The 7,732-nt window shown below is 38.0% G+C and carries 9 protein-coding genes and 1 pseudogene; 2 read left to right on the top strand and 8 right to left on the bottom strand.

What is annotated here, in order from left to right; translation table 11 throughout:
- The first annotated feature begins 45 nt into the window (after nucleotides 1-45).
- Entirely contained in the window at nucleotides 46-324 is a 279-nt protein-coding gene (locus EKM75_RS11870; RefSeq protein ID WP_125694778.1) for a hypothetical protein, read from the top strand.
- Here EKM75_RS11870 and EKM75_RS11865 read toward each other — a convergent pair.
- The 8 genes and pseudogenes from EKM75_RS11865 to EKM75_RS11830 form a co-directional block, all read right to left on the bottom strand.
- A complete protein-coding gene (locus EKM75_RS11865) occupies nucleotides 314-1,003 on the bottom strand; it encodes a zeta toxin family protein (protein WP_125694776.1) in 690 nt (229 codons plus the stop codon). The two genes, EKM75_RS11870 and EKM75_RS11865, sit on opposite strands and share 11 nt — an antisense overlap.
- A gap of 1 nt (nucleotide 1,004) precedes the next feature.
- Nucleotides 1,005-1,202 (bottom strand): hypothetical protein, encoded by a 198-nt coding sequence (locus EKM75_RS11860; RefSeq protein ID WP_005693066.1) that lies wholly within the window; start codon nucleotides 1,200-1,202, stop codon nucleotides 1,005-1,007.
- Nucleotides 1,203-1,357: 155 nt separating this feature from the next.
- Nucleotides 1,358-2,461: a replication initiator protein A gene (locus EKM75_RS11855; protein WP_125694774.1), complete on the bottom strand. Its 1,104-nt coding sequence runs from the start codon at nucleotides 2,459-2,461 to the stop codon at nucleotides 1,358-1,360.
- Nucleotides 2,462-2,963: 502 nt separating this feature from the next.
- Nucleotides 2,964-3,341: a hypothetical protein gene (locus EKM75_RS11850; protein ID WP_125694772.1), complete on the bottom strand. Its 378-nt coding sequence runs from the start codon at nucleotides 3,339-3,341 to the stop codon at nucleotides 2,964-2,966.
- A 24-nt stretch (nucleotides 3,342-3,365) separates the two neighbouring features.
- The gene (locus EKM75_RS11845) at nucleotides 3,366-3,605 is read right to left on the bottom strand and encodes a hypothetical protein (RefSeq protein ID WP_125694770.1); all 240 of its coding nucleotides are present in this window, start codon (nucleotides 3,603-3,605) and stop codon (nucleotides 3,366-3,368) included.
- A 71-nt stretch (nucleotides 3,606-3,676) separates the two neighbouring features.
- Nucleotides 3,677-4,468: a ParA family protein gene (locus EKM75_RS11840; protein WP_016527412.1), complete on the bottom strand. Its 792-nt coding sequence runs from the start codon at nucleotides 4,466-4,468 to the stop codon at nucleotides 3,677-3,679.
- 134 nt (nucleotides 4,469-4,602) lie between these two features.
- Nucleotides 4,603-4,995 (bottom strand): annotated as a pseudogene (locus tag EKM75_RS11835) (recombinase family protein); the annotation flags it as partial.
- 5 nt (nucleotides 4,996-5,000) lie between these two features.
- The gene (locus tag EKM75_RS11830) at nucleotides 5,001-5,576 is read right to left on the bottom strand and encodes a TetR/AcrR family transcriptional regulator (protein WP_021357776.1); all 576 of its coding nucleotides are present in this window, start codon (nucleotides 5,574-5,576) and stop codon (nucleotides 5,001-5,003) included.
- A gap of 164 nt (nucleotides 5,577-5,740) precedes the next feature.
- On the opposite strand from EKM75_RS11830, the gene EKM75_RS11825 reads away from it, so the two are divergent.
- The gene (locus tag EKM75_RS11825) at nucleotides 5,741-7,585 is read left to right on the top strand and encodes an MDR family MFS transporter (protein WP_125694768.1); all 1,845 of its coding nucleotides are present in this window, start codon (nucleotides 5,741-5,743) and stop codon (nucleotides 7,583-7,585) included.
- The last annotated feature ends 147 nt before the right edge of the window (nucleotides 7,586-7,732 follow it).

Here is a 7,732-nt window from a genome sequence, read left to right as displayed (position 1 = left end):
AGGTAAAGTCCGTAGATCATTAGCCATACGAGATGGGGAAATTCCATGTCTAATCAATATGAAAAACTAGTCGAGCAACAAGCGCGTTTAAAACAAAAAATTGAGCGGGAAGATTTTAAATTACGGCAATCTAAATACTATGAAAGCCGACAAGACCGCAAAGCCCGTTCTCGCCGATTAATTCAAAAAGGGGCTTTGCTAGAAAAATACTTTCAAGCTGATAACCTTTCGGTTGAACAAACCGAAGAGCTTTTAAAAATATTTGCCGATTACGTTAATGCCCATAAACCGAATAAACTCAAAAACGATCAACCTAATAACTAGGCCGATCGTTTTTATTTTCTGAATCATTCATGGGATTTCTAATTTTTAAATCTGGATTATTTTTACCAAATTCATTTAGTTGTTTCTGTATAGCTGATTCAAAGGTAATTTTTGGATTTATCCAAGGAAAATTACGCAAATTATTTTTGATCACTTGGTCATGCTCTCGTCTGTAAACTGATACAAATTTTTGGCTATTATCGTAAATCACGACATTATCAGCTTTGAATGCAACTATTGCTAAATTATGATTTGATTGATTATAGCGTTTTTTAACAATTTCATCTGGTACTCCGTGCCCACCTTTTTTGACCCGTTCATGAACCCGATTAATTGCTACTCTTTCGTTTTTTAATGCCACGTATAAAAGCGTGACCTCAAAACCATTTTGGTGAGCCCGCTCGATTAAATTTAATTGTGCCTTTCCTTGCCCAGCTAAGGTTGTTTCAACATGAATACTTTGCCCGGTATCTAAAGCCGCATGGAGTTGTTTTATTTCTTCGCGCATTGCCCTAAAGTTATCACGATCTTTATGCCAATCGCCACCCATTTTTTGTAGGATTTCATCGGCATTTAATCGTTTGGAGTGAGTAAATAATTCGGGTCTCGCGCGATATAAAGTGCTTTTACCAGCACCGTTTATCCCAGCCACGATGATGTATCTCTTTAGCTCACTCATGTTAAATCACGAAATGCTTTTCGTTGATAATTTTCTCTTGGCGTTTATCTAAGAGGTAAGTGTGTACCGCGTCAAACAACTTGCGCTTATCAGGATCTGGATTATGTGCTGCTTGCTCCCAAATTTCTTGAATGTCGATTGCCCAGGGGTCAGCCAACAATTGCTCTATTTTTTCGACTTCTTTGCTTGGTTTGGTCATTTAAAAAGCTCCTTTTCCATTTTTCTAGATCAGTCATCGCCTGTTCAACTACTCAAGGCTCCTATTTCTGCTTCTAAGCAATTTTAAAGTAGTTTTAATATAATTATGCATGTAACACTTAAAACGGCTTATATGAGCTTATATGCCGTTTAATTTCAAGAACGCTCATTGTCAGTGTTCTGTTCTTCGGGGTGCTTGGCCGCATATTCTCTAGCCGCTTGTTTATTCCACCAAACGCCAAATAGGTTTTGCATGGTGCCATACAAGTAGTTTTCAACGTTTTTGATATGCTTCTCATTACTTCTCAGAACGTTAAAGTAGCGTCTCAAGGCTCTAGTCATCAAAGGTTTAAGTTCTTCGTCGTCAAGCGGGATTAGAACCCCAATATCTTTGTGATCCTTCTCAACTCGGTACTTAGCATTTAAGATAATGCCAATGAAACGGCGCATTTGTTGCGGGGTTCGACACCAGAAGCTAAGTAATTGCACAGCTTCTGGTTCTAAGAAAACGGGTAAGCCACTGTCTTCATCAGTTAAGAAGTCATTAGCATGGCTCACGAGATCATGGTTTTGCTTTTCTAGTTCTGCTGGTGAGAAATGAGCTGTGGAAAAGTCCAACTTTTGAGTATCTATATTGTATCTATCTTTATCTTTTTCTTTAGGTTCTTTATATAGATTAAGTCCATTTTTTGAACTTCCGCTCGTAGCAAGGGTTTGAGGGGTGTCGTCAACGAACTTATGCGGAAGTTCATTTTTTGAACTTCCGCTCGTAGCAAGGGTTTCAACGGTCTCCCGCGGAAGTTCATTTTTTGAACTTCCGCTCGTAGCAAGGGTTTGAGAGCTTTTTTGACCAAATTCGCCGCGTAAATAGACATCGGTTGCTTTCACATCGAGCTTGGACAGATATAAGCGATTCGGTTCATTTTTCTTAGTTTTCGGGTTAAAGCCCATTTGTTTCTGAACGAGTAATCCGATTGATTCCAGCTCTGCTTTTATTTTGATGACTTTTCCCTTTGAACAATTGAACAAGTCCATTAGTTCTTGATTGGTAAAGATAAAGTAGACGTGTCCTTCACTATCAACCCAGTTATTGCGCAAAGAATACTCTAATCGGTCTTTTAGTACCATATAGGCTAATTTAGCGTCATTGCTTAAATGCTTGTATTGCTCGCCATACATTAATACCTTAGGGAACTGGAAAAATAAGGCTCCATATACGTTATCTGCTTCATAGTAATTAAAATTTGTTGATTTTGTCATAATAAAAACTCCCTTTCTTGACTGACACACGCTGTCTCAAAAGAGAGTTGCTAAAACATTCGACTTGCATTACAATACAAATCTGATATGCTCTAACTGAATTACAAAGCCTCACGGCTAAATGAATGCTTTGTAATTTACCAGCATGTGTCTGTTTGTGAGTTGCCCAGTCGGCAACTTTTTTAAGTTCTAACAACAAAAAATGGACTAAATAGCTCTGGTTAGCTACTTAGTCCATTGACTTTAATTTGTTTTTAACTATCCTTAACTTGTCCTTTGGGACTGGTTTGCGGTATAATTAACCTACAAATTAAGAACAATGTTCAGTCGATTTTAACTTGGCGGTGAAAATCGACTGAATCTAAGTAGCTGCCTTATAGCTACTTGCTAAACCCAAAATCCCTGATTCCTCGTGAATCGGGGATTTTTCTGTTTAGCTTGATCTCTTTATTCGGTTGTTAAATTAATTTTAGTCTAGCATAGCGCTTACCAAGCGGCAACTTTATTTGGTCTTGTATACTTTGCCAGCTTTTGGTTGAAACCAGTAAGCGATAGAAGATACCAGTAAATACTCAAATAATATAAAGACACTAAAATGCTTGGCCGTATTAATATCAAAAGCACTAAATATAAGGAGCATAAGTAACCCGATGAAATAAGTGATAAACAGGGACATTATTTGTAAAATTCTTACGACAATACGACGATTACCACTGATTCTTTCAAATAAAAGTTGTAACCAATATTGCATTGGAAATAACCACTGGCGAATAAAAAAGCGGTCATCTACTAGGTGCTTTTTGGCGATTCCAATGGCTGGAATTATCCAAAAGACAATAAGGCTGGCAAGCAAAAATGTAACATTTATTGAAATTTCCATAACAACTCCCCCCTTAAAGTGACATCACATATTTTTTATAAGCTCATTTAAAAATTTGGAGGCAGACTTAAAATTATGTTCTTTGGCCAGACCATCAAGTCTTTTGCGTGCGCTAGGTTGAAGTGAAAAGGTATAGTTCTTAGTACGTTCCTCTTCATCTTTAAAAACAGGAATAACAAGTTTATCTTGAGTATCAGTTGGCTGTTCTGTTTCATTTTTTTGTAGTGCCTTTTTTATGTTTTTGTTCTCTGGATCGAATGCCATAGGTAGTCCTCCTTTATAATTCACAGGTATACGTATTGAACATACATGTGATTAACACGTGTACGAAGCATTTATAACTTTTCCGTGATTTCATTAAATGTTTTGTCCATACTATCAAAAAATTCATGTTGATCAATATATGTTTTGTGGTCTTCAGCCATTTTTGAAAGAGATTTTTTATCCAACGTTGAACGATTGAATAGCTCCTTTTCTGGAACTGTAGCCAATACACTGGGATCGCCTTTTAAGGCTTTTAATAACTCGCGAGATGATCTTGTGTTGTGTTTAATCATGTTGGCGATAAAAAATAATTTGGTCGTGACATAAGATTTTCTAGTAGAGTAATCAATGGCTTCTTTGCGTAATTCGTTAATTCTTTCTTCTAGGTTAAATTTTGCATTATACCCATGTTCGCTAGGTGTGATTGGACTAAGGATAGCATTACTAATGATTACTGCATTCTTGGTAGCAGTAGAAAAATCTGGGTGACAATCCAAAATAATATACTCGAATTTTCCTAAATTTAAACGTTCATAATTATCTGACAACCACATGTAGAGGAACATGTTTTTATTAGTCTTATTTTCAATGGTCCGCTCAATATCGTCAAGGTGCATGTCTCCGGCAATTAGACTAATATAAGCACTTATTTCATGTATTTTGACTTTCCCTCGATCTAAGAAAATGTTGCCAACGGTGTCTTGATTGTCGTAAATGTTGTAAGTCTGGGTTAAATTACTTTGGTGGTCTAAGTCAATAAATAAAACATGCTTGCCATTTTTTGCTAACCATTCACCATAATTAAAAGCTAGGGTAGTTTTACCAACGCCGCCTTTTATAGCTGAAAATGTAATAATTTCCATTAGTGTCCCTCCTCATACATGCTAAGTAAGCTTAATAAATATCACTACATGTATAATAGCACGTAGCGCGTATATTTGCAAATGTTACATATACTTTATATTCATGAATGATTAGTATGCACTAGCTAAGTGTCCTATCTCTTGATATTAAGCTTTTTACGATATCGAATAAAAGTTGTCCGCTTGATCCCGGTATTACGAGCCACATCAATGTCACTCATGCCCGCCTGATAAAGTTTAAAAGCATGTTGCAACCGGGGATCATCTTTGGCATATTGGGGTTTGCGGCCATGATATTTACCTTGCTGCTTAGCTAAGGCAATCCCTTGTTGCTGACGTTCGATGATCCGCTTACGTTCACTTTCGGCCTGATACTTATAGAGTTCAATAATCAAATTGGTCATCAGTTGCCGTAAGTTAGGATCAGCGATTCCTGTCATGGACGGCAAATTCAACACGTCTAGGGTGGCCCCCTTATTTTGAATGGTGTTCATGATCTTAGTTAAATACTGATTGTTTCTGTCTAACTAATCTAATTTGTATTCAAACTATTAGCTAATTGCTGAGCAGCCAACAACATTAAATCCTTAATTTGTTCTGGTGGCTCAGGCTGATCTTGGCCTAACCAGACGCGTAGAATATTGGTAAAACCACCTAGTTGAAAAGCCATCACATAATTCACTTGGGTAGGAGTGCCCTGAACATGCCAGGGAGCCGCAAACTGTTGATAACGGGGGATTGCTTTTTGTTGCCAAATTTCATTCATGTGATCAAATAAGCCTTGGCGGATCAATAATTGAATTAAATCCCGTTTTCGCCACCAAAAATTTAAAAAAATGTCAAAAGTAGTTTTTAACATCATTTCTCCTACCTGCGGTTTCTGCTGGAGTAATTGTTCAAAGTACTGATCGAACAACTGATCACACAGGTAATTAATGACCGCTTCTTTATTTTTAAAAGAATGATAGAACGTTTTTCGCGATAATTCAGCGGTTTGGGCAATTTCAGTAATAGAAATATCCTGAAAGTTCTCTTTCGTCATTAAATTTATAAGGGCGTCGCATAACCATTGCTTAGACTGTTCAACCATACGCTGCTTGCCGTTCATTTTATTGACATCTCCTCTACTATCGGTAACAAATTATAGCAATCTGTAGCACTTAGCCAATAAGGATTGTTTTAATGCTTAGGACTAATTATACTAAAAGTCGCAAATAAAGGTAACAAATGTTTCCTTTATATCCATCTGTTACCGAAAGGAGCGCTTGATAGATGTCAAAAGCTACTAAAATTATCGGTTTTATCGGGTTAACCATTGCGATGTTTATGGGCACCTTAGACAGTACTATCGTCAACATTGCTTTACCCAAAATTATGACCCATTTTAATGCCAGTCTAACTGATACAAGTTGGGTTGCCACCATCTATACGTTAGCCTTAGCCGTTTTTATGATCACTGGTTCAAAGATTGCCGATCGTTATGGTCGTAAAAAAATTATGTTATTAGGATTAGCCTTATTTGGTGGCTTTTCGGCGGCTTGTATGTTGGCAACGTCGTTACCAGAATTGATTGCTTTTCGATTTTTTCAAGGATTAGGCGGTGCCATTATCACCCCGATTGTCTTGCCAATGGGAATTGAAATATTTGGCAAAGCGCATATGTCCAAAGTTGCTAGCGTTGTGGGCGCGGTAACGGCTTTAGCCGCTGCCGGGGGGCCGCCGATTGGTGGCGTGATTATTGAATATGCTTCTTGGCGCTGGGTATTCGGCATTAATGTCCCCTTAACCATTGTAGCCTTTCTAATTATAGCTATGGGGGTAAGGGAATCATATGACGAATCCTTGGCGGGGAGAATTGATTTACCAGGAACGGTTCTTTTAACACTAGGCTTGGGTGGTTTAACCTTTGGCCTACTAGAAGGCCGCCAATATGGTTGGCAATCGGGCATCATCTTAGGAACACTCATTGGCGGCGTATTAGCTATTGGATTGTTCATCTTTATCGAAAGTAAAGTCAAACACCCACTACTTGAATTAGCTTTGTTCCGTGAAAAAACCTTAACTGCTTCTAGTTTAGTTTACTTTTTAACTGGCTTTGCGTTAGTTAGCCCCACCCTGATTTTAAATTACTTTTTACAAGACGTTCTGAACGATACAGCGTTACATGCAGCCCTAATTATTATTCCAGTTTCCTTAACAATCATGATAGCGATGCCTTTGGGAACTAAGTTATTTGATCAAGTTGGCGCAGTTCCGGTTACTTTGATTGGCCTCTTAGTCATGGCAGCTAGTTTACTGCTCTTGTCGTTTATCACCACCACCACGCCTAAGGCTGTTATCATTACTTTTCTGGTGATTAACGGTGTTGGTTTTGGGTTCTCTTCGGTTTCGTTAGTGGCCTCGGTTAAGCATTTGCCCAAAAATAAAAGTGGGATTGGTTCGGGAATTGTTAACGCAGCGCGTCAAATTGGCACCTGTTTAGGAATTGCAATTCTAGTAACGGTCCTTGATAATAATGTCAATACAGCTAAGCAGCATATTCATCAAGATGCCATTCAAATTGTTGATCGACAGCAATTATCACCCAAAGTAAATAAAGTGGCTCATCAACAATTGAATAGCCTATTTTCCACTACTGGGTCAGCCAAATTAACAACTAAAAACAAACAGACAAACCTAAGACGTGCCCTTAAACAAGCGGCCAAATCTCAAGTTGATTTACCACAGCCCCAAAAGGGAACCGATCTTCACCAGATCTACCAAGCCCAGAAAAAGTTAGCACTAGCTACTGACAAATTAAAAGCGGGCAACCAGCAACTAGCACTTACCTTAACCAAGTTAGAGAATCAAAATACCGCTATATCTAAACTGTCAGTAGCTTCTCAAAAAATTAATTTGGGTAATCAGCAAATAAGCCAGGGTCAGAAAAAATTGTTAGTAGGTCTCAAACAATTGGCACAAAAAGAAGCTTTAACGACAGCTTTGAGAAAAATTAAGCATACTAAAAATCGACAAATCAGTCAGGCCTTCAGTCATACCTACTTAGTAGGAGCGGTGATTGTTTTGATTCTGTCGCCGATTGCTTTGTTGACAGATCGTAAGCCTTTAAAAAGTTGACCTGTGGGCTTGTTCGTAACTTAATTCGATACGGATTACAAGCTAAATCTAAAAAGGTACCTCGAATATGAGGTGCCTTTTTAGGTAGTTTCTTGGTAGATTGTAAAATTAATCCGAACGCTGTTCGGACAAAAAAGATCAGCTTCC

The organism is Levilactobacillus tongjiangensis, assembly GCF_003946345.1.
GTDB lineage: Bacteria > Bacillota > Bacilli > Lactobacillales > Lactobacillaceae > Levilactobacillus > Levilactobacillus tongjiangensis.
This window is presented reverse-complemented; position numbering and strand designations above follow the sequence as displayed.